The organism is Mesorhizobium sp. EU05-FHT14A09, assembly GCF_058790995.1.
On sequence record NZ_JBYTDF010000002.1, the window covers coordinates 339,608 to 364,653 of the forward strand.

A 25,046-nucleotide genomic window follows, 5' to 3' on the forward strand; every position below is an offset into this window, starting at 1 on the left:
GGCCTTCCCTCTCCCACCTCATAGCTCACGGCCAGCGGCAAGAAAGCCGCTCGTTCAGCCGATGGATATGGAGTGTCGTCATGAAGCCTGCAATTGCTGTTTTGGGAACCGGACGTATGGGAGCAGCACTCGTCCACGCGCTTTTGAAAGCCGGACACCCCACCACGATATGGAACAGGACCGTGGAAAAGACGGTGCCCCTAGCCGCCGCGGGCGCTGTCGTTGCATCTTCAGTACGACAAGCGATTGATGCGAGCGAGATCATCATCGTCAATGTCACCGACTATCCCGCAACCACGGCATTGCTGCGCGGTGACGTCGCTCCGGCGCTTCGCGGCAAGCTGGTGCTGGAACTCACGTCCGGAACGCCGCATGGCGCACGTGAGGTTGGCCAGTGGGCGACGGATCACGGTATCGACTATCTGGATGGTGCGATCATGGCCACGCCGGATTTCATCGGCACGGAGCATGGCACCATTCTGGTCTCTGGACCCCGCCACGCCTTCGACAAGGGCAAGGATACATTCCTGGCACTCGGCGGCAATCTTCAGCATGTCGGCGAGGACCTCGGACTGGCCAACGCGCTGGACAGCGCCCTGCTCGCGCTGATGTGGGGAGCACTGTTCGGTGCGCTGCAATCCATTGCCGTGTGCCGGGCAGAAAACATCGAGCTCGGCGAACTGGCACGCCAGTGGACCGCAACCGCCCCGGTTGTCGAAGGTCTGGTGGCTGATCTGATCAAACGCACGGCGGCAGGACGACTGGCGGCGGACAACGAAACGCTTTCGTCGATTTCCCCCCACTACAGCGCATTCCGGCATCTCGTGGATCTGATGGAGGTGCGTAACATCGACCCGGCTGTGGTCGATGGCTATGATGCCATCTTCCAGCGGGCCATCGCCGCGGGTCACCTGAACGACGATTTCGCGGCACTGTCGCAATTTATGGGAAAGACCCGATAAAATGGCGCTGACGCAACTCATCGACACCTATTGCGCATCCTGGTCAGACCAGGATGCCGCAAGGCGACGGGCGCTGCTGTTGTCGGTGTGGAGCGACGGCGCGATTTATTCGGATCCGACCGCTCATGCCAACGGCGCCGATGAACTGTTGGCGCATATTGCGGGAATCCAGGCGAGATATCCGGGTGCCCGCATCCTGCGCACAAGCGCGGTGGATGTTCACCATGATGTTGCGCGCTTTGCCTGGAAGTTCGTGCTGCCGGACGGATCGTCATTCCCCGAAGGCCTTGACATCGCCTTCCTGAATGCCGGTCAGACACGCATAACCCGCATCATCGGCTTCTTCGGGCCATTGGCAAAGGCTTAACCCTCTCCCGGCGGCCGATGTTTGCGGCGCGCGCCCGCATGTGGTTGTGTTCCATGAACCAAGGCCCACGCGCAAAGGTCGCCCCATGACACCCTTCCACCTCGCTTTTCCCGTCCGTGACCTCAACGAGACACGCACCTTCTACGGGGATGTGCTTGGCTGCAGCATCGGGCGCTCTTCAGACACCTGGGTCGATTTCGATCTCTACGGCCATCAGATGTCGGCGCATCTGCGCCCGGGTACAGCCGCGGCCCAGCGCGACGGCGCGGTCGATGGCGTCGTCGTGCCGATCCCGCATTTCGGCGCGGTGCTGCTGATGGACGAGTGGGAAAAACTGGCCGCCCGTCTGGAAGCCCGCGACGACATCGACTGGCTGGAACGACCGATGGTGCGTTTCAAGGGCCAGCCGGGCGAACAGGCCACGCTGTTCATCCGCGATCCTTCCGGAAACGCGCTCGAGTTCAAAGGCTTCCGCTCGCTGGAGCAGATTTTCGCACACTGATTCAGGGCGAGCCTATGCCTGCGGTTCGCGCCGCGCCTCGAGCGCGGCCTCGACGGAGCGCTTCACCTCATCCTTCACTGCCGCCGTCTCCGCCATCACCGCATCGATCTTCATGAAATCGAGCACGCGGAAGCGTGAGACCGGCGGGCGGATCAGGATATCCGGACGGCACTGCGTCAGCTTGTTGGCAATGATCGACTGCATCAGCAACTGCGTCGCACCGAACATCAGGTCGATCGAGGTCGGCCTCTTGCTGCCCTCTTCCGGGCCACCGACGACGTCGACCGCTATGGTTATATCGGCCGTTCCCTCGACAAGATCGAACGGCACCGGGTTGTAGATGCCCCCATCGATCAGCATGCGACCGTCGCGTGTGACGGGCCGGAACACCGCCGGGATCGCCGCTGACGCGGCCAATGCCGAATTCAGGTCGCCACTGTCGAACACCGCGAGCTGGTGGCCGAAATAGTCGGTCGCCGTCACCTTGAGGGGGATTTTCAGCTCTTCGAAGCTGGCCGGAACGACCTCCGGCAGAAAGGCTTTGAGAATGCGCTCGACATTGAACTGGCCGAAACGAAAGCCACCCTCCACCGCCTCGGCAAGAGTACCGGGGCGAGCGCGCCACATGCGGCTGGCCACCTGCGCCCGCGTGCCGAGAATGGAGCGCGCGTAGTCGTGGATGTCACGGCCACTCATGCCGGAGGCGACGCCGGCCCCCATCAGTGCGCCGATCGAGGAGCCGGCGATCGCCACCGGCTTGATGCCGAGCTCATCCAGCGCTTCGATGACGTGGATGTGTGCAAGGCCACGCGCGCCACCGCCGCCGAACGCGATGGAGAAGGACGGGCTCAACCTTTGTTCCCCGCGAGCGCAGGCCCAACCACCAGGATCGCAGGATCGACTGACAACAGTTTCTTGGCCACGGCCTTAACCTCGTCGAGCGTCACGCCGTTGATATAGGCGGCACGACGCTGGATGTAGTCAATGCCCAGCTTGTCGAGCTGCAATTCCACCAGCGTGTTGGCGATCGAACTCGACGAATCCAGATTGTTGATGGCGTAGGCGCCAACGAGGTTCTTCTTCACCGCCGCAAGTTCCTGGTCGGTCGGCCCATCCGTCGCCAGGCGCTGCACCACGTCGCGCACGATCTTCAGGGTTTCTGCGGCCCGGTCCGAGCGTGTTGCCGTACCGACAGTCAACATAGCCGAATGGCGGCGGTCGACCAGCGACGAGGAAACGCCATAGGCTAGTCCACGTTTCTCACGCACTTCCTGGTAGAGCCGTGACGTGTAGGCCTGGCCGCCCAGGATCTCGTTGAGCAGCGCGGCCGCATAAAAATCCGGCGCGTCGCGCGCAACACCCGGGAAAGCCCATTGCAGCGACGTCTGCGGCTGGTCGTAGTTGACCTCAATGGTCTGGCCGAGCTTGAGATCGACATCGGCGAGTGGCCGTAGCTGCTGCTTCTCCGGCAGGCCGCCGAAGATCTCGTCGAGCTTGCGCTTCAGCGTTTCGGCATCGATTGCGCCGACGACCGCGACATGCAGGCCATCACGACCGAACATCGCCCTGTGGAACGCGCGCAGGTCGTCCTGGCTGATCGCCGCCACGCTTTCCTTGGTGCCGTTTTCCGGATTGGCATAAGGATGATCGCTGTAAAGCGCCTTACGCCATTTCGCCTGGGCGATGGTTTCGGGATTGCGCGCATTGGATTCGATGCCGGAAATGATCTGTGCCCGAATCCGCTCCACCGGTGCCGCGTCAAAACGCGGCTCCTCGATCGCCAGCTTGAGCAGGCCGAGCGCATCATCGCACTTCTCCGCCAGCATGCGCATGGTGCCGTAGAAACCATCACGCGTCTCTTCGAAACTCATTTCGGCGCCGACATCGTCGAGCTTGATCTGGAAAGCATCGCTGTCGAGATCGCCCGCTCCCTCGTCGAACAGGCCGGCCATCAGGTTGGCCGTGCCCTCCTTGCCAGCGGGATCCTGGCTGGCACCACCGTCAAACACAAAGCGCACGGTCACGATCGGCACGGTGTAGTCTTCGACCAGCCAGGCGGTGATGCCCTTGTCGGACTTCACTTCCTGAATGTTCATGGCAGCCGAAGCAGTGAATGCCGGCAGGACAAGGAAGATCAGGCCGAGCAGTAGCCGGATGGAGAGGCTGGCATTGGTAGGGTTCGATAGCGGCATCGCTCAGTTCTCCGCCTTGGGCAAGAGATAGCCCGTCACCACTTTGTCGAGGACCAGATAGCGTTGTGCGGCCGCCTTGACCTCGTCGGCGCTCACCTTGCGGATGCGCTCCGGCCACTCTTCGACGTCCTTAATCGTACCGCCGGTGGTAAGCACGTTGCCGTAGATGTTGGCCATCGAATCCTGACGATCGCGTGCGAAGATCATCGACCGGACGTAACGGTTCTTGGCTCGCTCCACTTCGTCCGCACTGACACCGTCGCGCGCAATCTTTTCGATTTCCACGCCCACGGCCTTCTCGACATCGGCCAGCTTGGCGGTGCCTCGCGGCGTGGCATAGGCGGCAAAGACCGTGTCATCCAGGGCCCGCCCCTGGAAGCCGGCGCCGACGCTGGCGGCGATGCCCTGCTTCACGACGAGTTCCTGGTAAAGGCGGCTGCGCGTTCCGCCGCCAAGGATCTCGCCCAGCAGGTCGAGCGCTTCGGCTTCACCCGGCTTGGCTGTGTTGTAGGACGGCACGACCCACTGCATGGAGAAATTCGGCACGCTGACACGCGCATCGGCCAGGGTCACCGAGCGTGTCGTGGTCTTCTCCGGCTCCGTCGGGCGCACGCGGGGCGGCAGGTCCGGCCCACGCGGCACCTTGCCATAATTCTCTTCCGCCAGCTTGCGTACGGCTTCGGCTTCGATATCGCCGGCAACAACCAGCACGGCATTGTTCGGCGCATAATAGCGGTCGTAAAAGGCCTTGGCGTCGATCCGGTTGAGCTGTTCGATCTCCTGCATCCAGCCGATTACCGGAATGCGGTAAGGCTGGTTCATGTAAAGCGTTGCGTTGACCGCCTCGTCGAGCTGCGCCTGTGGATCATTGTCGATGCGCGAACGGCGTTCTTCCATGATGACGTCACGCTCGGTGGTTACGACCTCGTCGCTGAGCACGAGGTTGCGCATGCGATCCGCCTCGAAACCCATCATCTGACCAAGCGCCGATGGCGGCACGGTCTCATGGAAAGCGGTGAAATCATACGACGTGAAGGCATTGTCGTTGCCGCCGATATCGGCGACCGCCTGGTCGAGCGCTCCGGCAGGATGGTTGCTGGTCGCCTTGAACATCAGGTGTTCGAAGAAGTGGGCGATACCGGATTTGCCGGGCGGTTCGTCGGCGCTGCCGATCTTGTACCAGACCATGTGGGTGACGATCGGCGCTCGATGATCGGGAATGACCACCACCTGCATGCCGTTGCCCAGCGTGAACTGGCTGATCGTGCTTTCGGCAGGCGCCTGCTCAGCCAGTCCCGGTGTTGTCATCAGGGCGCCTAGAGCAATTCCAGCAAAAATGCGCAGCGGTTTTGCGCCGGAAATTGCGTAAGAACAAGGAATCGGAGCGTTTTCGCGTTTCCGTGAAAAACGGAAACGCTCCAGCGATGCCGCAAGCATCATGCGGCGCGGCCAATCCTTGCGAACTCTCATCGACCGCTCCGCTTTCCTGCAACCATGCGTCTTCACCGCTCTCCCTGAGTGCCTCTGCCCGTCTTGCCGCAAATCTGGGCCGAAGTCAGGCCACTGTGCGAAAAGCGCGAAGTCAGGCCGCTTCGATGAAGCGGATGACGGTTTCGCCGTAGCTGCGCTCATCCAGCACGGAGAACCCTTCCCCGGGATGGAAAGGCACGGCGGCTGTTTCCTCGACCACGCACAATGCGCCAGGCAACAGCCATCCGCCGGCGCGCGCGGATTGCAGCGCCTGCTCGCCCAGGCCTTTGCCATAAGGGGGATCGGCAAACAGCAGACCGAACGGCGCTATCGTCCCGGCCTCTCCAAGCCCGGTGGCATCGCGGCGGAAGATCTTGGTGCGACCGGTAAGGCCAAAGGCTTCGACATTGGAGCGGATCAGGCCACGTCCCTCCGCCGACTCCTCGATAAACACCGCGTAGGACGCCCCCCGCGACAACGCCTCGAGGCCGAGCGCGCCGGTACCGGCGAAGAGGTCGAGCACGCGCGCGCCCTCCAGCTTCTCACCGAAGCGATGTGCGAGCACATTGAAAACGGCCTCGCGTGCGCGATCTGTGGTCGGGCGAATGGACTGATCGCGCGGTGTCGCCAGCGGCCGCCCGCGAAATTCACCCCCGACAACCCGCATCAGCGCGACCTTGGGCCTTTGCCCGGTCCCTTGCTACGCGGTGCGCCGCCCTTGCCGTCAAAGGAGCGGCCGCGCGGACCGGCCTTGCCGGCGTCGGGTTTTTCCGGTCGCTCGGTCTTGGCTCCCTGCGGCCTGGCACCCGGTGCCATCCAGACATTGGCACGGCGCTGGCCGGGCGGATCGATCGGCCGCTGCTCGCGCTCGCCCTTCTTCGGGGCACGCGCGCCAAAGCTTTTTCCGCCTCCACCCTTGCTGAACCCGCCACGGTCACCGAAGCCACCACGGTCGCCAAAGCCGCCCCGATCCGGCTTGGTCGACAGCTTGCCGAGCGCCTCGTCACGACTGCCCTCGCGGCGCTTGCGCGCCTTAATCAGGCCTCCCTCACCGGCTGGACGATGGTCGCCGTCTCGCAAGGGCCGTGGACGCGGCGCATCCTCCTGGCGCGGCTCGGTGCGGCGCACCGGCTTGTTCGAGAACGGCACGGCGATATCGGCGTCGAAATTGGCGCCTGACTCCTCGATCAGGGTTTCGCCGAGCTGTTCACGCAGCGTACGGCCCTTGATCTCCTGCACATGGCCCTCGGCCAACTCGCCAAGCTGGAATGGACCGTAAGAAACGCGGATCAGCCGGGTCACCTCGAGGCCAAGTGCGCCGAGGATGTTCTTGACCTCGCGGTTCTTGCCTTCGCGCAGGCCGATGGTCAGCCAGGCGTTGGTGCCTTGCGTGCGCTCGAGGGAAGCCTCGATGGCGCCGTAGAAAACGCCGTCGACAGCAATGCCATCCCTGAGATCGGCCAGCGCCTGCTCCTCGACCTTGCCGTGCACGCGCACACGATAGCGCCGCAACCAGCCGGTGGCCGGCAATTCCAGGACGCGCGACAGTCCGCCGTCATTGGTGAGCAGCAGCAGGCCTTCGGTGTTGATGTCGAGACGGCCGATGGTCATCAGCCGCGGCAGCTCGGATGGCAGCACGTCGAAGACAGTCTTGCGGCCTTCCGGATCACGGTTGGTGGTGACCACGCCGGCCGGCTTGTGGAACAGGAACAGCCGCGTGCGCTCGATCGGCGGAATTTCGGTGCCGTCGAGATGGATGACATCAGCGGGCGCCACGTTGAAGGCCGGCGAGGTCAGCACCTGGCCGTTCACCCTCACGCGGCCGGCGGCGATCAGTTCTTCGGCGTCGCGACGCGAGGCAATTCCGGCGCGTGCCAGCCGCTTGGCGATACGCTCTCCGCTCTCGACGGCTTCGGCCGAAGCCTGGGGGCGTGCGGCTTCGCGGCGTGGCCCCTTGTCGAAGCTACGCGGTGCTCCTGCCCCGTCGCGCTTCTGGAATGGCTTGCGGTCGCCGTCAAACTCGCGCTTCGGGCGCTCGAAACGGCGCTCGCCAGTGTCGTTGTCGAAACGCCGCTCAGCGCGGTCGCCTTCAAATTTGCGTTCGCCACGCTCGACGCGACCGGGACGTTGACTGCCCGTGCCTTCGCGTTTCTCATAGGGCTTGCGATCCGGACGAAAGCCGCCTTCCGGGCGCGGGCCGCGCGGCCGGTCGCCGCCAAAGTCGCGCTTCGGGCGCCCGGCATCCGCTGCGCCGTCCTCGCGTGGTGCGTAGGGTTTGCGTGGGCCGTCGCGCTTGACGAAAGGCTTGCCTTCGCTGCGGGCACCCTTTTCGAACGGCCGCTTGCTGCCCTCTTCGCGTTTCTGCCATGGCTGGCCGCCACCGTCCCGCTTCTCATAGGGCTTGCGATCTTGGCGGACATCGCCTTCCGAGCGCGCGCTACGGGGACGATCGCTGAAATCGCGCTTCGGGCGCTCGCCCTCGGCCGCGCGCTCTTCGCGTGGCGCATAGGGTTTGCGCGGGCCGTCGCGCTTGACGAAAGGCTTGCCTTCACCGCGGGCGGCTTTCTCGAACGGCCGCTTGCCACCATCCTCACGCTTCTGCCACGGCTTGCCCCCGCCAGGCTTGAAATCGCCACGGGGACGTTCGCCGGGTGCCTTGTCGCCATCGAAACGCTTGGCGAACGGCTTCTTGGCGAAACCGGGCTTTCCGCCCTTGCCGGAATCGCGGCCGCGGGGACCGTCTGTTCTGGGGCCGCGCGAACGCGGCGACTTGTTGTCTTTGTCGTCCATCTTGCCTTGCTCGCTAGGGCAGAATGCAGTCCGCACTCCACCCTATCTCCATATTTACCGCGCGGTCACGCCGTCGCGCGTCGGAAACGACGCGTCTGGACGCTGTAACGCTTCTGTTGTGCGCATGATCCGGTTCGAAAATCGATATCGGTTTTCGAAGTCGCGCGCTAGATAACAGGATCGCCGCCGGGTGGCGAGGATTAATCTAAGCCCATTAAGGAGCAGAAACAGCGTGAAACGACCGGATTTCATGGCGGCCGCGCTGAAGGAAGCCGAAGCGGCCGCGGCGCGCGGCGAAGTGCCGGTCGGCGCCGTCGTCGTTCGTGGCAGCACGATCGTTGCCGTCGCCGGTAACCGCACGCGGGAACTGTCCGACCCCACCGCGCATGCGGAAATCCTCGCTATCCGTGAAGCCTGCCGCAAACTCGGCAGCGAAAGACTGACCGATCACGATCTGTATGTGACGCTGGAGCCCTGTGCGATGTGCGCCGGCGCGATCTCGTTTGCCAGATTGCGCCGTCTTTATTTCGGCGCTGCCGATGAGAAAGGCGGCGCGGTCCTCAATGGGTCGCGTTTCTTCGCCGCCCCAACCTGCCATCACGCCCCCGACGTCTATGCCGGATTTGCCGAGGCGGAGGCTGCGGCCATTCTCAAGGATTTTTTCCGGCACCGCCGCTAACGCAGTCCGGCAAAGTGTGCAGCGCCTTCGATCCCGACACGTCAAAGCGAGGCGTCGTTTGCGCGAAACGGCGGCCTGAACGAAAAACGCCGCAGACAAGGTCTGCGGCGTCATAACGCGAAAAGTGTGTTGGCGGCTTAGTTCCACCAGTCGAACCAGCCTGACTTGCCGCCCTTCGCCTGGGCTTCCTTCTTCAGGCGCCGTTCCTTCTTGTACTCGTCCTCACCGATATCCCCCTGCGGGGCGGTGTCGGCCGCGGTGCGGTAGACGACCGGCGGATCGCTGAGGTATCGGCGGCTTGTCGGCGTGCTCTGCTGGCTCGCGGCAACACGCTTTGCAACTTCAGCGCGGCGGGCAACCGCTTGGCCACTGTCCGGGGCGGGCGGGTGGCTCGAACCCGATTCGGCCAAGGCCTTGCGCACGGCGACCGGATCGGTCTGCACGTCGTCGGCAACGATGCCTGGCTCATAGTTTGGATTGTTTTCGTTCGCGGTCGCTTCGGCGCGCAGGCGTGCACGGCGCTGCTCCGGCGATTCCGGCCATTGGCCGTTCGCGGCCTGCGTGATCGAGTCCTGCGGCGCCGGCAGCGCTTCCTTCGCACCTGCTTTCGGCTTCACCAGCGTCGCGCGCGGCTTGTAGTCGATGGCATCACGCTTTGGCGGACGCAGCGAAATCGCATTGGAGACGTCGCCCAGCAATTGCTCGCCCGCCGGTGTGCCTGTGCCGTAGGTCGGCGAACCGACACAACCAGCCAGCGCAAGACCTGAGGCCATAAGCGGCACGAGAACCAGCGCACGTGCGCGGTGTCTTTCGGTCATGTTGAATTTTGTCACTCTCGACCTCTGGCCAGCCCCGGTGGCCCGGAAATGAAACGCTATGCGCTCATTCAACGGGAATCCGGCGATAGTTTGTCATTGTTGTTCGTCGGAATTTCGCGTCTTTACCTCAACGCCCGGTTAAGGGCAACGTCGGCGACTGTACTACCACCGACGTTGCAAGGCCTCGAGCCCCTAGAAACGGCCCAGCACCTTCAGTTCCTGCAAGGCTGCCGCGTCACGCGCCGAAACATCGGGATAAGCTGCATCCGAGCCGACATCGGCGGTATAGCGCCACGAGCGCGCGCATTTGACGAGGCCACGATCTTCCGCCTTCGCGATGACGACGGCGACACCGGGAACTTCGCGCAGCGTAAAGGCGTCGGCAGGTGCCGCATCATGCGAGATGACCAGATCCGACGTGATGCTGATTTCGGCCAGGTCGATGCCTGCGAGAGCCGCTTCGAGGCTAGCATCGCTGAGATAAACGACAGGCACCGCCTCGAGCGAGGAACCGATGGTCTTCTTGGCACGCTCCAGTTCCAGAGCGCCGGTGACGACACTGCGCACCTGGCGCACCTTGCGCCATTTCTCGGCCAGTGCGTCGTTACGCCATTCCGAAGGCACCACTGGCATCTGTTCGAGATGCAGCGATTCGGCCTGCGGGTTGCGGTCCAGCCAGGCTTCTTCCGTGGTGAAGGGCAAAAGCGGCGCCAGCCACTTCACCAGGCAGTCGAACAGATGGCGCACCACCTGCACGGATGCCTTGCGCTTCACGCTCGACGGCGCGTCGCAGTAAAGCGCGTCCTTGCGGATGTCGAAGTAGAAGGCCGAGAGTTCGACCACCATGAAGTCCAGAAGTGCGCGTGTGATGCGCTTGAACTCGAAGGCGTCGAAGCCCGAACGCACCGCCTCGTCGAGCTCGGCCAAGCGGTGCAGCATCAGCCGCTCCGGTTCCGGCATTTCAGCGAGCGGCACTTCGGCGCCGTCGTCATGCGCCAGGGTGCCCAGCATCCAGCGGATAGTGTTGCGCAGTTTGCGATAGGCATCGATGTTGGTCTGCAGGATGGTCTTGCCGAGCCGCTGGTCTTCCCAATAGTCGGTCGTAGCCACCCACAGGCGCAGGATGTCGGCGCCGGACTGCTTGATGACGTCCTGCGGCACCACGGTGTTGCCGAGCGACTTGGACATCTTGCGGCCTTCCTCGTCCATGGTGAAACCATGGGTGACGACGGCGTCATAGGGTGCCCTGCCCCTGGTGCCGCAGCTTTCCAGCAGCGAGGAATGGAACCAGCCGCGATGCTGGTCGGAGCCTTCGAGATAGACGTCGGCCGGCCATTTGAGATCGGGGCGATCCTCAAGCGTGAAAGTATGGGTCGAGCCGGAATCGAACCAGACGTCGAGGATGTCCATGACCTGCGTCCATGGCTCGTTGGCGCGGGAACCAAGGAAGCGCTCGCGTGCGCCTTCGGCGAACCAGGCATCCGCGCCTTCGGTCTCGAAAGCCTCGATGATGCGGGAATTGACCGCATCATCTTTCAGGACGTTGCCGTCGACATCGGCGAAGACGGCGATCGGCACGCCCCAGGCGCGCTGGCGCGACAGAACCCAGTCCGGGCGCTCCTCGATCATCGAACGCAGACGTGTCTGGCCGGCAGCCGGCACGAAGCGTGTTGCGTCGATCGCTGCAAGCGCGCGGTTGCGCAGCGTGGTGCCGTCGCCGAGTTCTTTGTCCATATAGACGAACCACTGCGGCGTGTTGCGGAAGATGATCGGCTTCTTCGAGCGCCAGCTGTGTGGGTACTGATGCTTCAGCCGCCCCCGCGCAAACAGCGCATTCACCACGATCAGCGCCTCGATGACGGCCTTGTTGGCGTCGCCCTTCTTGCCGTTGTCGTCGATGACGCGCGCCGGCCCGCCCTCGCGATCCGGACCGAAGCCCGGCGCGTCCTTGGTGTAGAAGCCGGCATCGTCGACCGGGAACGGGATCGCGACATCGATGCCCTGCTTGCGCAGTTCCGGCGCGGCATCCATCCAGGCCTCGAAGTCCTCGCGGCCATGGCTGGGTGCCGTGTGCACGAAACCGGTGCCGGCATCGTCGGTGACGTGCTCGCCGGCGACCATCGGCACGACGAAGTCATAGCCGCCGCCAAGCCCCTTCAAAGGATGAGAAAGCGTATACTTGCCAAGCTCTTCCGCAGGGACGCTGGCCAGCCGCTTTATCGTCACTTTCGCTTTTGCCGATGAATCCTCGGCAAGCGCATCGGCAAAGATCAGCTTCTCGCCCGGCTGCGGGCCGAAATCGTTCTCCGCCGCCGTGACCTCATAGAGACCGTAAGCGACACGCGGCGAATAGGCGACGGCGCGGTTGCCCGGGATCGTCCAGGGCGTGGTCGTCCAGATGACGACGTGGGCGCCATCGAACACGCCGGTCGCGCCATTGACCGGGAACTTCACCCAGATCGTGTCGCTCTCATAGTCCTGGTACTCGATCTCGGCTTCGGCCAGCGCGGTGCGCTCCACCACCGACCACATGACCGGCTTCGAGCCCCGATAGAGCTGGTCGCTTGCCGCGAATTTCAGCAATTCGCCGGCGATGCGTGCCTCGGCGTGATAAGCCATCGTGGTGTACGGATTGTCGAAATCGCCGATGACGCCGAGGCGCTGGAATTCGTCGCCCTGCACCTTGATCCACTTTTCCGCATAGGCGCGGCACTCCTGGCGGAAAGCCACCATGGCGGCCGGCTGCGAGAGATCCGGCTTGGATTTTCCCTTGGAGCGATAGTTCTCTTCCTCGATCTTCCATTCAATCGGCAGGCCGTGGCAGTCCCAGCCCGGCACGTAATTGGAATCGAAACCGCGCATCTGGAACGAGCGGACGATGATGTCCTTCAGGATCTTGTTCAGCGCGTGCCCGATATGGATGTTGCCGTTGGCGTAGGGCGGGCCGTCATGCAGCACGTATTTCGGCCGGCCGGCGGCGGTTTCACGCAGCCGCTTGTAGAGGTCCATATCCTGCCAGCGCTGGACCAGAACCGGTTCCTTTTCCGGCAGGCCGGCGCGCATCGGGAATTCCGTCTGCGGCAAATAAAGGGTCTTCGAATAGTCGAGGGTTTCAGCTTTGTCGTTCATCGATCTGCCATATGCGTTGCCCGTCGGCGGCGAGCCTCGGGCGTTGAACTAGCATGTTTTGGAACATGTTATGGAAAAAGCGCGAGAGCGGCCCGCGCAAAAAGTCCCGGCGGCTCCGACGACCTCAGGCCGTCCGGAACACCGGGCCACTAATTCGTATCGCGATGCCGCGAGGGCGCGAAAAAGCTGTCATGGCCGCGCTTTTAGCGGATAAGACGACAGGAATAAAGCGCTTCCCCGACAGCAACTGTCACGACGTTTGCCGATGCGTCGGAATTCTGACGGGAAAAGCCGCAACGACCAGATTTCGAGGACCGGAAGCCGACGTCCTGGCGCGCTGGCGCCGAAAGCGCAGAGAGGCTGCAGCACTCATCTGCGCTCCAATGTCATGCGCCTAGAGCTTGAAATCGAAGCGATAACTGGTCGAAATGCCGAAGGTGAACTGGTCCTTCGAGCCATTCTGCCTGACCAGGCTGGAATCGGCAGCCGGCCCGGTCAGTCGGCTGTACTCGCCAAACAGGCTTGCCGTGATCGGATCGGTCACCTTCCAGGTGACGGCACCGCCAACACCGACCGATTTCAAGCCGCCACCCGGCTTGTATTCGGCAAGGCCGGTAGCCGCGGATTCAGCGGCATTGACGCCATAATAGGCATCGAAATAGCTGGCTGAAGCGAACGACATGCGCGGACCGCCGGAAATACGCACTTCCGGGGTGACGTCATAAAAGGCGTCGGCGGCAAAATCGGCGACGACACCGTGATGCGCGCGGATCCCCTGCCGGACCTCACCACGCACGCGCAGCCAGTCGAGCGGGTAGAATTCGGCAAACCCGCCGACTTCACCGCCCCAGCGCACCGGATCCAGCCCTTCCAGCCCCTGCGTGTCGCTGTCGCGGCGCAACAGGAGCTTGCCGTTCAAACCGGCGCGGAAATTGCCATTGTCGTAGAGGCCAAGCGAAATGTTGTCGTTACGGGACGAAAACTTCGTATCGCCGCCGGCCTTGCCGAGCGAGATGATCGGCTCGGCGCCGAGCAGATATTTCTTGCCGCCCTCGAAGTTCGGCGCGACCAGCCCGGTGACGCCGACCTCGAGATACCAGTCGCCGCGAATCCAGCCGAAGAAGTCGCCTTCGGCGCGCGCGCTGGCTGGCGCAAACAGAACGACGGCCGCAATCGCGACAGGAAGGGACCTTGCAGGACTCATAACAACACCATGCACAACTCACCGTTGCGTTGTCTATGCGGGGCTCTTGGTAAAATTTGATTTAAATCTCCGATTTTCAAACACATTCGGTTTCGGCTCCGTCACTAGAGCGTTTCCGTTTTTCACGGAAACGCGGAAACGCTCCAAGTTTTTGTTTTCGTCGCATTTTTGTAACGCCAAGTGATTCCACTTGGCTACAAAATGCTCTAGAGCGCCGCGCATCCGTTCGGACGCGCAAAGGTCGCTCTAACACGTTGATTTGGCGCATGATCCTTTCCGAAAATCGATTCCGATTTTCGGGTCATGCGCTGGCTGGACGTCATATTGGCACAGCGTTATCGTTCGTCTTGTGACAGGCACAACCCTGGAGAGGACAGCCATGACCCTGCCCACGGACGAACTGAAGAACGTAATCGGCGAAGCCCGCTCCAAATGGGGATGGTTCGTGGCGCTCGGCGTTTTGCTGCTGGTCTTTGGCGGCATCGCCTTCGGCAATCTGTTCATCGCCACGGTTGCCTCGGTCTATTTCGTGGGCTGGCTGATGCTGATGGCCGGCGCCGTCGAAATCATCCATGCTTTCGGGGTAAAGAGCTGGGGGCGCTTTTTCTACTGGCTGCTCAGCGGCCTGCTCTACGCGGTGGCTGGTTTCTTCGCCTTTTACAATCCGGTGCTGGCATCGACCGTTTTCACCCTGCTGCTCGCCATCGCGCTGGTGGCCGCGGGCCTGATCCGCGCCTCGATCGGCTATCAGCATCGCGCTGAAAAGGGTTCTGGCTGGATCATCGCCGGCGGCATCATCACCGCGCTGGCCGGTCTGCTGATCGCCCTGCAATGGCCGGTCAGCAGCTTGTGGGTGCTCGGCCTCTTCCTGGCGATCGACCTCGTTTTCCAAGGCTGGACCTACATCGCCTTCGGCCTGGCGCTGAAGAACAGCAAGGCCTAGAGCATGGTCCGAAGAGTTGAAGACTTTTCGGACAAGATCATGCGGTAACAAAGAGATAGAGCGGAATGCCGACCCCTTAGGATCGCATCTCGCTCTATGATTTCCGCCGGAAAATGGGAAACGCTTTCGCCCTTTGCGTGCCCTGCCGGACAGGCGACGTGCTCGTTAGAACGCGATCTTCGCATCGAGTTCCGACAGCGGCCTGACGCCGGCCAGCAGTGCCCTCGCCTCCGCCTCGTCACGCTTCATCTGCACGACAAGCGGATCGAGGCCTTCGAACTTCACCTCGCCGCGCAGGTAGGCGAACAGCGAGACCTCGCAGGTCTCGCCATAGAGGCTGTCCGAAAAATCGAACAGGAAGGTCTCCAGCAGCGGCGCGCCGTTGTCGTCCACGGTTGGGCGCCGGCCGAAGCTCGCGACACCGTCATGGATCGAGCCGTCCTGCCGGCGGAAGCGGACGGCATAGATGCCTTCCTTCAAGATCGTCTGCGGCGAGAGCCGCATGTTCGCCGTCGGAAAACCGAGCGTGCGGCCAAGCTGCTGTCCACCGATTACTTCACTCTCGACCGTGAACCGGTAACCGAGTAGGCCAGCCGCCTCTTCCGGCTTGCCTTCCGTCAGCAGCGAGCGGATCCGGCTGGAGGAGATGACCTCGCTGCCTTCGTCGCAGAATGCCTCGACCTGCACGACGCCGAAGCCGTCGCGTTGGCCAGCTGCAGCGAGAAACGCCGGGCCACCTTGCCGATCCTTGCCGAAATGAAAATCGAAGCCAGTGACAGCGCAGGAAATGCCCAGATTGCGCTCGAGTATGTCGGTGATGAAGGATTCAGCCGAACGCTGTGAGAACTCGCGGGTGAATTCCTGTTCGATCACCGCATCGAAGCCAAGATCGGACAGCAGCCTCGCCTTCACCGGCGGCGGCGTTAGCACGAACAGGGGCATCTCCGGCCGAAAGACCACACGTGGGTGCGGCTCGAAGGTCAGAACCAGTGCCGGCACGCCGCGCCGCTGCGCTTCGTCGAGAGCCTGTTGCAGGACTGCCTGATGGCCACGATGGACGCCATCGAAATTGCCGATCGCAACGACGCCGCCACGCAGGCGCGGTGGCAACACCGTGTCACCCGCAATGCGCTCGAACGGCTTGGTCATGCCGGCCTTCCTATTTCAGCCGCGGCATGACGGCAACCGGCCGATAGCCATGCTTTTCGAGGAAGGCGGCAAGCAGTACCGGATCTGGCCGCAGCGGATCGCCATAGTCACGGGCATGGATACCGCCTGAAATGTAGAGCACGTCAAAGCCGTTGTCGGCGCCGCCCTTTACGTCCGTCATCATGCCGTCGCCGATGGCCAGCGCGCGGCTGCGCGGAATCTCGCGCCCGAGAACTTCCGCCGCCGCCTTCATCGCGGCGGCATAGATCGGTGCGTGCGGCTTGCCGGCGATCAGCGTGCGGCCGCCAAGCTGCGCATAGTCGCGAGCCAGCGCACCGGCGCACCAGATCAGCCTTTCGCCGCGTTCGACGATGATGTCCGGGTTGGCGCAGATGAACGGCAGGTTGCGGGCGCGCAACCTGGCCAGCATCTCCGCATAATCTTCCGGCGTCTCGGCTTCGTCATCGAACATGCCGGTGCAGACGACAACCTGGGCCTCGAATTCCTCGCAGATCTCCACGTCCAGCCCGTCATAGATGTTCATGTCGCGGTCGGGGCCGAGGTGGAACACCTTGCGCGGGCCTTCAGCGATCAGGTCGCGCGTTACGTCGCCGGAGCTGACGACACGGTCGAAAGTCCCCTCCGGCACGCCGATCAGCCGCATCTGCGTGATCACATCGGCGCTGCGGCGTGGCGAGTTGGTGATCAGCACGACAGCCAGGCCGGCCTTGCGTGCCTCCGCCAGGGCAGTTGCGGCGGCCGGAAAATGCGTCTCGCCGTTGTGGACCACGCCCCAGACGTCGCACAGGAGTGCGTCGTAGCGGCCGGACACGGCGGTCAACGTCTCGATCGTCTCAAAAAGGTCCGTCATGGCATCCCAGGAAAAGGCCGCGTTGGCGTCTCCGGCGGCGGGCTTGGGGTGCCAGACACGACCAGGACGGCCCCCGGATTAGCTGAAGCGTTCCCGCCTGTCACCAGCTTTTGCCGTCGCTGGGCAGTGGCCATAAGGAGGAGCCCGCGCTGGCGCAATCAACCGGGGCGGCATGCTCTTGCGGCACACACGGCAAAGATGCAATTTCCGCCGGCACCGTCTGCTTCGGTGCCGCCCCGGGGGATAGTCGTGCCCGATACAGCCAATCACATCGCCTTCGCGTTGATCTGCCTCGGCATGGTACTGACGCCGGGCCCGAACATGGTCTACTTGATCTCCCGCTCGCTGTCGCAAGGGCCGAAAGCCGGATTGATCTCGCTCGGCGGCGTCGCGGTCGGCTTTCTGTTCTATGTATTCTCGGCAGCTTTCGGCATCACCGCGCTGCTGCTCGCCGTGCCCTATGCCTACGATGCATTGCGGCTCGCTGGCGCTCTCTATCTGCTCTACCTCGCCTGGCAGGCATTGCGGCCCGGCGGACGCTCGCCGTTCCAGGTGCGCGAACTGCCACGCGACCGCCCGCGAAAGCTGTTCATGATGGGGTTGATGACCAACCTTTTGAACCCAAAGGTGGCGGTGCTCTATCTGTCGTTGTTGCCGCAGTTCATCGACCCGGACAAGGGCCAGGTGTTGACGCAGCTTCTGGTGCTGGGCGTAACCCAGATTGCCATCAGCCTGTCGGTCAACGCCATCATTGCAGTGACAGCAGGCTCCATTGCGGTGTTCCTGGCCGGCAGGCCGCTTTGGATGCTGATCCAGCGCTGGCTTATGGGAACGGTCCTGGCTGCGCTGGCCTTGCGGATGGCGACCGAAAGCCAGCGCTGAAAATTCCAGGCTACATCGGCCGGCGGTCCACCCTTGCTTCCGGCTCGACCACCTTGCGGTAGAGGTGCCAGGTGGCATGGCCGAGAATCGGCATGACGATGGCGAGGCCGGCAAACAGCGGGATGGAGCCGATCACCAGCAGCACGGCGACAATCAGTCCCCAGGCCAGCATCGGCACCGGGTTCATGACCACGGCGCGCACCGAGGTATCGATGGCCGCAACCACGCCGACGTCGCGGTCGAGCAGCAGCGGAAAAGCGATGACCGTGGTTGCCAAAACCACCAGCGCGAAGAGAAAACCGGTCAGGTTGCCCCACAGGATCAGTCCAAGCCCCTGCCCGGTGGTCAACACATCACGGATAAAGGTACCCGCCGACGCCGGCGGCTGTTCGCCGAAATAGGCCGTGTAGATCGACTGCGCGGTGAACAGCCAGAGCAGGAAGAGCGCCATCAGCATGATACCGATGACCGCGATGGACGGCAGCGCCGGCGAGTGGCGCACGTCCAGCGCACGCTTCCAGGATGTATCCATGCCGCGTTCGCGGCGCCGCGACATCTCATAGAGGCCGATTGCCGCGAAAGGTCCAACCAGCGCAAAACCGGTCATCAGCGGATAGATCAACTGGATGGCATTGGAACCCGACGACCACTGGGTCAGGATCAGGCCGACGATCGGATAGATCAGGCCGAGAAAGACGTAGTGCGACGGCTTGGCCCAAAAATCCTCGGCGCCGCGCTTCAGTGCATCGAAAAGATCCGAGATGGTGATGCGGCGCACGATCGGCAATTCGAGCCCGTGCGCACCTGCCATGACGTGAAAATCGGCCATTACCTTCCTCCCGTCGGGTTGGAGGGCGGTCATCGGCGGGATGGCCGCTCCTGGCTGCCACTCAATGAACGACGGGAGACTAACAGTTTTCGTTCCTATTGTCGCGCCGCCGCCATCACAGATTGTTGAGGCCGGACACGCATTGCCTGCTAAAAGCCATGATCACTGTTATGGAAAGTCGAATGGTTTCTTCATCCGCTCTTTCACCCACCGTCGGTGGCACTTCCGCAATTCAGCGCCGCGCCTTCCTGGCACTCACCGGCTCCGGGCTGCTTGTCGCGCTCGCCGGCTGTGGCACGACGCGCATGACGGGCGAAGGTGGCGGCGCCTCGTCGTCGGCTTCCGGGCTGGTCGGCAAGATCCGCTCCAGCGCAGGACTGTCCACGATGACGCCGGACTCGCAACTGGAGCAGGCCGCCCTGCAACAGGCGCGCTACATGGCCGGCGCCGGGCGCATGGAGCACACCACCGGCTGGGGCAAGGATTTCGCATCGCGCGTGTCCGACAACGGCATCGAGGGGGCGGCCGCCGAAAACATCGCGCAGGGCCGCATGGACCTCAACCGCCTGTTCGACATGTGGATGAACTCGCAGCCACACCGGCGCAACATGCTCGACCCGCGCTTCACGCGCTTCGGCCTCGCCTATGTCGCGGACGCCAAGCGACCGGACTGGCGCTATTGGGCGTTGGTGCTGGGGAAATAGCAGAGTAGGCAGTAGGCAACTGACAGCCTATCCCCTACTGCCTACTGCCTCACTCCATATGCACCGCCGGCGCACCGCCCGCAGGCGCCTGCTTCGGTGATCTCAGCAGCAACAGCAACGGGATTGCACAGGCCGTGACCAGGGCCATCAGCTTGAAGTCCGAGACATAGGAAATCATCTGCGCCTGGATATTGACCAGACCGTCAACCTGCGCGAGCGCGGTACGGTCACCCAGCGCCGCCGAGGGATTGGCAAGCCACAAATTCGGATTGAACGGGTTGATGAAGGTCGACAGCTCGACGTGATTGATCTGCGTGTTCTGCGTCAGCACCGCCGTGAAGGCCGAGATGCCGATCGACGAGCCGATGTTGCGCACCAGCGTGAACAACGATGTCGCATCCGGCAGGTTGGCCGGGTTGAGCGTCGAAAACGCCATGGTCGAGATCGGCACGAACACCAGGCCAAGCCCCAGGCCCTGGACGATACCCGATGTCACGATCGGCCATGCATCCATCTGCGGCGTGAAGGCCGACATCATGTAAAATGAATAGGCGGTCAGCAGCATGCCGACGAAGATCAGCTTCTTCGGATCGATCATTTTCATCAGGCGTCCAACTGCCAGCATCGAGATCATCGTGCCGACGCCGCGCGGTGCCATCACCATGCCCGTCGTCACCGTCGGATAGCCAAAGATGGCCGACAGCATCGGCGGCAGCAGCGCCATGCCGGCGAGCAGGATGACGCCGATGATGAAGATGAACACCAGCGCCGCCGCGAAATTTCGATCGCGGAAGATCTTGGCATCGATGAATGGCCGCTCAGCCGTGATCGTGTGGACGATGAACACCCAGAAGCCGATCAGCGCCAGTCCCGTCTCGATCCAGATTTCGGTGGACGAAAACCAGTCGGCGTCCGGCCCGCGGTCGAGCATCAACTGCAGCGAGCCGACGCCCAGCGACAACATCGCAAAGCCGAAGAAGTCGAAGCCGCGCACGCGCTTCGGGATGCTGGGCAGGAACGCCGCCATGCCGAGGAAGGCGATGATGCCGACAGGCAGGTTGATCAGGAACACCCAGCGCCAGTTGTAGCTGTCGGTCAGCCAGCCGCCCAACGTCGGCCCAACCACGGGGCCGACCATGATGCCCGCCCCCCAAATCGCCATCGCTTGCCCGCGCCGTTCCTTGGGATTGATGTCCATCAGGAACAGTTGCGACAACGGCACGATGGATGCACCGAACACACCTTGCATCAAGCGGAACAGCACCATCGTCTCCAGGCTCCAGGCGATTCCGCACAGCAGCGAAAAGGCGACGAAGCCCACGACAGAACCGAGGAACAACTCCTTGCGCCCGAACTTGTCGGACAGCCAGCCGGTCATCGGCGTCACGATCGCCGCGGCGACGATGTAGGAGGTCAGCACCCAGTTGATGGTATCGGGCGAAGCGCCGAGGTCGCCAGACATCGACGGCAGGGCGACGTTGGCGATCGTGGTGTCGAGCACCTGCATGACCGTCGCGGCCATGATGGCGACGGTGGCCAGCCCGCGGTTCGGGACTTCGCGAAAGGTTTGATCTGCGCTCATGGCAATATCGTCCAATACGGAATGCTCGGCGACCTGCAGGCTTTCCGGGCGGCAGGCGACCCAACTCGGGATGATGCCAGCCGTTTTGGGGGTTTAACGGCCGGCGCCCGCTTCGTGGTGCCTGCCGCCCGGAAACTCTGTGCGGGTGGCGACGGATGGTTCGGCTGGACAGCGGCGCACCGCATCAGCCTGCATCACCTGTCACGCCGGCAAACCAATTCTCCTCGTCAAAAATGCACCCGGCAGAGCAGACTTACTTGACCTCGCCCGCGAAAGCCTTGCCGAACAGACCACCGAAGCCGCGCGAGACACCGGTGTCGACGGTGACGGAAGCGCTCATGCCGGCACGCAGTGCGAGCTCGGCATCCTTGTCGTCGAGCAGCAGGCGCACGGGGATACGCTGCGTGACCTTGACCCAGTTGCCGGTGGCATTCTGCGCCGGCAGTAGCGAAAACTGTGCGCCGGTGCCGGCCCCGATCGCCTCGACCCTCGCCTCGAAGGTCTTGTCCGGATAGGTATCGAGCACGACCTCGGCCTTCTGGCCCGGCTTCATGCGTGTCAGCTGCGTTTCCTTGAAGTTGGCATCGATCCAGGTGTCGCCGGTCTCGACCAGCGCGAACAGCGGCGTGCCGACGCCGACATACTGGCCGATACGGAACGACGCTGCCTTGTAGGCAACACCATCATCCGGCGCTGTCACGGTCGCCTGGGAGAGGTCGAAGGCAGCCTTGTCGCGCGCGGCAAGTGCTGCCAGCACCGTCGGATGCTGGTCGGTGACGATCTCGGGATTGCCATCAAGGGCAGCCTTGGCGCTGTCGATGCCCTGGACCGCGACAGAGAGATCCTGCTTGGCCTTGTCGAGGTCGTTGCGGGTCTGGTCGAGGGTTGATTGCGGGTTGATGCCCTTCTTCACCAGGTCCACGGCCCGGTCATATTGCGACTGGGCATAGGTGACTTCGCTCGACGCCGACAATTGCTTGGCCTGGGCCTGCCTGTAGGCGGAACGCAGTTGCTCGACACCAAGCCGTGCATTGGCAACCGCGGCATCCGCCTGCGCAAGGGCGATCTTGTAGGGCTGCGGATCGATGGCGAACAGCACGTCACCCTTCTTGACCGGCTTGTTGTCGGCAACGTTCACCTCGACGATACGCCCGGGAACATTGGCCGCAATGGAAAGCGTCGCCTGTTGCAGATTGGCGTTTTCGGTCTCTTCGTAGCGGCCACCGGTCACCCAGTAATATCCGCCGGCAGCCACCAGGATCAGCGGCACGGAAACCATCAGGAAGAAGCGCAGTCCACGGGACTTCTTCTTCTGCGGCACCGCCAGCGTTTCCACCGGAGGCGGCGCTGCTATCGCCGGCTGGGCAACCGGGGCCGGCTGTTCCACCTCGAGCTTGGCAGCATCTTTCTCATCGATCTTGGACACGGCGTTCATTGGGGTGCACTTTCTAAGGTCTTGGCTTCGGTGCCGTCTTCAACGTCTTGGGAGGACGTTATGCTGTTGTTCAGGTTCTCGATGACCCTCTCGAGCCCCTGCATGATGATCTTCTGGTCGGACTTCGAAACGCCGGCGAATGCCTCTTCGGTGACCTCGCCGACAAAACTCTTCACGTAGAAAAAGGCTTCCCGTCCGAGCTCGGTCAGGAAGATCGCGCGGACACGGCGATCCGCGGCATCGGCGCGGCGCTCGACCCAACCGCCCTGCTCCATGCGATCGAGCATGCGCGAAACGCTGATCGGCTCGATTTCAAGATATTCGGCGATGCGGGCCTGGGTCGTGCCTTCGTCCTTGGCGACCCAGAACAGCAGCCGCCATTGCGCCGGCGACAGGCGTGTATCGATCGCCATCTGCTCCAGGCGCTTGCGCAGCAGCCGGCCCACGGTGTGGACCAGGAAGCCAAGTGTATGTTCCGTGTTCGAAGTCATGAGCGCGATATATAATGAGCATGCTTACTATTCAAGCCGGTCACAAAAAACGTGAACCGGCAAATTTGCATGGCAGCCATGCGCCGGCGCCTCAGCATCCTGACAGGGACGCAGGCCATGACGGCATGACAAAACGGGCCGAACCTGACGGTTCGACCCTGACAATCTTCAAACTGGACTTGCGTCTGACCCCGAAAATCGGAATCGATTTTCGGAAATGGGGGCATGCGTCACCCCGGGGTGACACGCGTCACCCGTCATGCGCCAAATCAAAAAAGTTAGAGCCACCTTTGCGCGTCCGAAAGGACGCGCGGCGCCCTAAGGCGAGACGGCAAGGGTGGGTAAGCGCTTGCGCTACTCTGCCGCCACCTGCCGCACCGTTGTGGTGAGTTGCAGCTCTACCAGCGTCGGATTGCGCAGGATGTCGAGCACCGGACAATGGCGGTCGACGGTTTCCTTGAGCCGGGCGATGTCGGCTTCCGGCGCTGGACTGTCGATGAAGACCTCGGCATTGATGCGTTGATAGCCCGGCCGAACCTGCGGATCGACATTGAAGAAGCCGCGCAGGTCGATCTCGCCGCTCAGTTGTACCGACACGCCGTTGAGCGGAATGCCAAGGGCGTCGGCATAGAGGCGGTAGGTGATCTCCTGGCAAGAACCGAGTGCCGCCAGAATATACTCGACCGGATTCGGCGCCGTATCCTGGCCGGCCAGCGCCGGCGGCTCGTCGACACCGACGCTGAACTGGCGGATCGCCACATTCGAGCGGAACCCGTCGGCGAGCTGCGAACGCGCCTGGAAGGTCACGCCCGCCTGGCTCGCGTCAGCACCCAGCGCGCTTTGCGTATTGTCGAAAACATCCTTGAAACGGAACGCCATCACTCACCTCCAGCTCGACCGCATCGAATGCTCGAAGTGTCGCGTGTCGGTTCGACCAGGAAAAGCAAACCGATGCCTTGCGCATGATCGGTGCAGGCATGGTCGTGCGTACTGCCGGACAAGAACGGAACAATGTTGCGATCGCGCGTGCCAACGCCGATCGAAGAGCGGCCAAACCTAAAGTTCGAGGTTCCAGATCTGGCCGACCAGCTCCTTGCCGAACGACGTGTGGCGTTCCTCCTTGGCCAGCTTGAAACCTGCCGTCTGATAGATGCGTCGTGCTGCAATCAGGATGTCGTTGGTCCACAGCGTCAGCGTCTTGTAGCCGCGCGAGCGGGCGAAGGCGATGCATTCGTCCACCAGCCGCTTGCCGATGCCAAGTCCGCGCGCGGACGGCTCGACATAAAGCAATCTGAGTTTCGCCACCTCGTCGGATTGATGCACGGCAAAAATCGAACCCACCACCTCACCATTGCGCTCCGCAACCCAGGCGCGTTCCTTTTTCGGATCGTAGGATCTGACAAAGCTGACGAGGATTTCGGCGACCAGCGCCTCATAGCTTTCGTCCCAGCCATATTCCTGCGCGTAGAGCAGCCCCTGCCGATGCGCGATCCAGCCGATATCTCCGGTCTGCAGCGGCCGCAGGATGTAAGGCACCTTGGGCTCGGTCTGATCGCCCAGCAGCCGCATGACCGTCATCATCGCCGTGACCAGCGTTTCGCGCCGTTCGGCCGGCAACCGGTCCAGCATGGCGCCGACTTCATTGTTCGAGGCTTCATCCAGGTCGGCAAATGTCTGCCTGCCCGCATCGGTCAGCGCGATTGCCGATTGCCTGGCATCGTCGGCCTGTGCCTGGCGCTGCACCAGGCCACGCTCCTCGAACTTCTTCAGCATACGGCTGAGATAGCCGGCATCGAGCCCGAGCTCGCGTCCTAACTCGGCAGCACTCTGGCCGTCTCGCTGGGCAAGATCGAACAGGACCCGCGCTTCGCTCAGCGAAAACGGGCTCTTCAGCAGAACCTCCTCCAACAGGCCGATCTGGCGCGTGTAAAAGCGGTTGAAGGCGCGCACGCAGGCAACTTGCTCGTCATTCGGGCTGGAAAAGGCAGTCATGGGAACCTCGACGGCATCAATGGACTCAGTCAATCATATTGTTGACTTAGTCAAG

At 62.8% G+C, this 25,046-nt stretch carries 23 protein-coding genes; 7 read left to right on the forward strand and 16 right to left on the reverse strand.

Going from position 1 to position 25,046, the window contains the following annotated elements; translation table 11 throughout:
• Window positions 1-80 precede the first annotated feature (80 nt).
• The 3 genes from AC3WTO_RS09055 to AC3WTO_RS09065 all read left to right on the forward strand — a co-directional run bounded on the left by AC3WTO_RS09055 (window position 81) and on the right by AC3WTO_RS09065 (window position 1,831).
• Window positions 81-962 carry an NAD(P)-dependent oxidoreductase gene (locus AC3WTO_RS09055; RefSeq protein WP_492460373.1) on the forward strand — a complete coding sequence of 294 codons (882 nt, stop codon included), beginning with the start codon at window positions 81-83 and terminating at the stop codon, window positions 960-962.
• Between the two features lies 1 nt (window position 963).
• A complete protein-coding gene (locus AC3WTO_RS09060) occupies window positions 964-1,329 on the forward strand; it encodes a hypothetical protein (RefSeq protein ID WP_492460374.1) in 366 nt (121 codons plus the stop codon).
• An 85-nt stretch (window positions 1,330-1,414) separates the two neighbouring features.
• Entirely contained in the window at window positions 1,415-1,831 is a 417-nt protein-coding gene (locus AC3WTO_RS09065; RefSeq protein WP_492460375.1) for a VOC family protein, read from the forward strand.
• Window positions 1,832-1,843: 12 nt separating this feature from the next.
• Here the strand turns inward: AC3WTO_RS09065 and AC3WTO_RS09070 are convergent, their stop codons facing one another.
• From AC3WTO_RS09070 to AC3WTO_RS09090, 5 genes are all read right to left on the reverse strand, one after another.
• Window positions 1,844-2,683, reverse strand: coding sequence for a patatin-like phospholipase family protein (locus AC3WTO_RS09070; protein ID WP_492460376.1), 840 nt, complete (start codon window positions 2,681-2,683; stop codon window positions 1,844-1,846).
• Complete coding sequence (locus AC3WTO_RS09075; protein ID WP_492460377.1) at window positions 2,680-4,023, reverse strand: M16 family metallopeptidase; 1,344 nt, start codon at window positions 4,021-4,023, stop codon at window positions 2,680-2,682. Before AC3WTO_RS09075 ends, AC3WTO_RS09070 begins: the two co-directional genes overlap by 4 nt.
• A gap of 3 nt (window positions 4,024-4,026) precedes the next feature.
• Window positions 4,027-5,331 (reverse strand): M16 family metallopeptidase, encoded by a 1,305-nt coding sequence (locus tag AC3WTO_RS09080; RefSeq protein WP_492460378.1) that lies wholly within the window; start codon window positions 5,329-5,331, stop codon window positions 4,027-4,029.
• A gap of 274 nt (window positions 5,332-5,605) precedes the next feature.
• Window positions 5,606-6,160, reverse strand: a complete 555-nt coding sequence (gene rsmD / locus AC3WTO_RS09085; protein WP_492460379.1) for a 16S rRNA (guanine(966)-N(2))-methyltransferase RsmD — start codon at window positions 6,158-6,160, stop codon at window positions 5,606-5,608.
• Complete coding sequence (locus AC3WTO_RS09090; RefSeq protein WP_492460380.1) at window positions 6,160-8,283, reverse strand: pseudouridine synthase; 2,124 nt, start codon at window positions 8,281-8,283, stop codon at window positions 6,160-6,162. Before AC3WTO_RS09090 ends, rsmD begins: the two co-directional genes overlap by 1 nt.
• Before the next feature lie 232 nt (window positions 8,284-8,515).
• Between AC3WTO_RS09090 and AC3WTO_RS09095 the strand changes: the two genes are divergently transcribed.
• Window positions 8,516-8,962 (forward strand): nucleoside deaminase, encoded by a 447-nt coding sequence (locus AC3WTO_RS09095; RefSeq protein WP_492460381.1) that lies wholly within the window; start codon window positions 8,516-8,518, stop codon window positions 8,960-8,962.
• Window positions 8,963-9,099: 137 nt separating this feature from the next.
• Here the strand turns inward: AC3WTO_RS09095 and AC3WTO_RS09100 are convergent, their stop codons facing one another.
• The 3 genes from AC3WTO_RS09100 to AC3WTO_RS09110 form a co-directional block, all read right to left on the reverse strand.
• Complete coding sequence (locus AC3WTO_RS09100; protein WP_492460382.1) at window positions 9,100-9,780, reverse strand: hypothetical protein; 681 nt, start codon at window positions 9,778-9,780, stop codon at window positions 9,100-9,102.
• Between the two features lie 192 nt (window positions 9,781-9,972).
• A complete protein-coding gene (ileS, locus tag AC3WTO_RS09105; protein WP_492460383.1) occupies window positions 9,973-12,909 on the reverse strand; it encodes an isoleucine--tRNA ligase in 2,937 nt (978 codons plus the stop codon).
• Window positions 12,910-13,303: 394 nt separating this feature from the next.
• Entirely contained in the window at window positions 13,304-14,113 is an 810-nt protein-coding gene (locus AC3WTO_RS09110) for a MipA/OmpV family protein (RefSeq protein ID WP_492460384.1), read from the reverse strand.
• 379 nt (window positions 14,114-14,492) lie between these two features.
• On the opposite strand from AC3WTO_RS09110, the gene AC3WTO_RS09115 reads away from it, so the two are divergent.
• Entirely contained in the window at window positions 14,493-15,056 is a 564-nt protein-coding gene (locus AC3WTO_RS09115; RefSeq protein WP_492460385.1) for an HdeD family acid-resistance protein, read from the forward strand.
• Window positions 15,057-15,221: 165 nt separating this feature from the next.
• Here the strand turns inward: AC3WTO_RS09115 and AC3WTO_RS09120 are convergent, their stop codons facing one another.
• Both AC3WTO_RS09120 and AC3WTO_RS09125 read right to left on the reverse strand, forming a co-directional pair.
• Window positions 15,222-16,205: a bifunctional riboflavin kinase/FAD synthetase gene (locus AC3WTO_RS09120; protein ID WP_492460386.1), complete on the reverse strand. Its 984-nt coding sequence runs from the start codon at window positions 16,203-16,205 to the stop codon at window positions 15,222-15,224.
• Between the two features lie 10 nt (window positions 16,206-16,215).
• Window positions 16,216-17,076 carry a TIGR01459 family HAD-type hydrolase gene (locus tag AC3WTO_RS09125; protein WP_492460387.1) on the reverse strand — a complete coding sequence of 287 codons (861 nt, stop codon included), beginning with the start codon at window positions 17,074-17,076 and terminating at the stop codon, window positions 16,216-16,218.
• A gap of 297 nt (window positions 17,077-17,373) precedes the next feature.
• On the opposite strand from AC3WTO_RS09125, the gene AC3WTO_RS09130 reads away from it, so the two are divergent.
• Entirely contained in the window at window positions 17,374-17,958 is a 585-nt protein-coding gene (locus AC3WTO_RS09130) for a LysE family translocator (RefSeq protein WP_492460843.1), read from the forward strand.
• Between the two features lie 10 nt (window positions 17,959-17,968).
• Here the strand turns inward: AC3WTO_RS09130 and AC3WTO_RS09135 are convergent, their stop codons facing one another.
• Complete coding sequence (locus AC3WTO_RS09135) at window positions 17,969-18,787, reverse strand: DUF2189 domain-containing protein (protein ID WP_492460388.1); 819 nt, start codon at window positions 18,785-18,787, stop codon at window positions 17,969-17,971.
• Between the two features lie 182 nt (window positions 18,788-18,969).
• Between AC3WTO_RS09135 and AC3WTO_RS09140 the strand changes: the two genes are divergently transcribed.
• Entirely contained in the window at window positions 18,970-19,491 is a 522-nt protein-coding gene (locus AC3WTO_RS09140; RefSeq protein WP_492460389.1) for a CAP domain-containing protein, read from the forward strand.
• A gap of 49 nt (window positions 19,492-19,540) precedes the next feature.
• Here the strand turns inward: AC3WTO_RS09140 and AC3WTO_RS09145 are convergent, their stop codons facing one another.
• The 5 genes from AC3WTO_RS09145 to AC3WTO_RS09165 form a co-directional block, all read right to left on the reverse strand.
• Window positions 19,541-21,073 carry a DHA2 family efflux MFS transporter permease subunit gene (locus tag AC3WTO_RS09145; RefSeq protein WP_492460390.1) on the reverse strand — a complete coding sequence of 511 codons (1,533 nt, stop codon included), beginning with the start codon at window positions 21,071-21,073 and terminating at the stop codon, window positions 19,541-19,543.
• Between the two features lie 253 nt (window positions 21,074-21,326).
• Window positions 21,327-22,508, reverse strand: a complete 1,182-nt coding sequence (locus tag AC3WTO_RS09150) for an HlyD family secretion protein (RefSeq protein WP_492460391.1) — start codon at window positions 22,506-22,508, stop codon at window positions 21,327-21,329.
• A complete protein-coding gene (locus AC3WTO_RS09155; RefSeq protein ID WP_492460392.1) occupies window positions 22,505-22,999 on the reverse strand; it encodes a MarR family winged helix-turn-helix transcriptional regulator in 495 nt (164 codons plus the stop codon). The genes AC3WTO_RS09150 and AC3WTO_RS09155 overlap by 4 nt, the downstream gene beginning before the upstream one ends.
• A gap of 354 nt (window positions 23,000-23,353) precedes the next feature.
• Window positions 23,354-23,878: an OsmC family protein gene (locus AC3WTO_RS09160; RefSeq protein ID WP_492460393.1), complete on the reverse strand. Its 525-nt coding sequence runs from the start codon at window positions 23,876-23,878 to the stop codon at window positions 23,354-23,356.
• A 177-nt stretch (window positions 23,879-24,055) separates the two neighbouring features.
• Window positions 24,056-24,991: a bifunctional helix-turn-helix transcriptional regulator/GNAT family N-acetyltransferase gene (locus AC3WTO_RS09165; protein WP_492460394.1), complete on the reverse strand. Its 936-nt coding sequence runs from the start codon at window positions 24,989-24,991 to the stop codon at window positions 24,056-24,058.
• Window positions 24,992-25,046: the final 55 nt, after the last annotated feature.